Here is a 389-nt window from a genome sequence, read left to right on the forward strand (position 1 = left end):
CGTTCATCCTGAGCCAGGATCAAACTCTCCAATAAAGTTAGTTTGTCTAGCATCTAAAAATAAAAATTGACGTTTCACGTTGTTTGTTTCGTTCAGTTTTCAAAGAACTAATGGTGGAGCCTAGCGGGATCGAACCGCTGACCTCCTGCGTGCAAGGCAGGCGCTCTCCCAGCTGAGCTAAGGCCCCAAACAAGTATCGGGAAGACAGGATTTGAACCTGCGACCCCCTGGTCCCAAACCAGGTGCTCTACCAAGCTGAGCCACTTCCCGAAAGAAAACGCGCCCGAGAGGAGTCGAACCCCTAACCTCTTGATCCGTAGTCAAACGCTCTATCCAATTGAGCTACGGGCGCATATGGTGCCGAGGGCGGGGGTCGAACCCGCACGGTG

General features: G+C 52.7%; 3 tRNA genes. All 3 read right to left on the minus strand.

What is annotated here, in order from left to right:
• Positions 1 to 111: 111 nt before the first annotated feature.
• Positions 112 to 187: transfer RNA gene (locus MR160_RS34050), tRNA-Ala, on the minus strand.
• Between the two features lie 9 nt (positions 188 to 196).
• Positions 197 to 270 (minus strand) — tRNA-Pro (locus MR160_RS34055).
• Between the two features lie 8 nt (positions 271 to 278).
• A tRNA-Arg gene (locus tag MR160_RS34060) sits at positions 279 to 352 on the minus strand.
• Positions 353 to 389 lie beyond the last annotated feature (37 nt).

This window comes from Bacillus cereus group sp. BfR-BA-01382, assembly GCF_022663475.1.
GTDB classification, from domain to species: domain Bacteria; phylum Bacillota; class Bacilli; order Bacillales; family Bacillaceae_G; genus Bacillus_A; species Bacillus_A thuringiensis_S.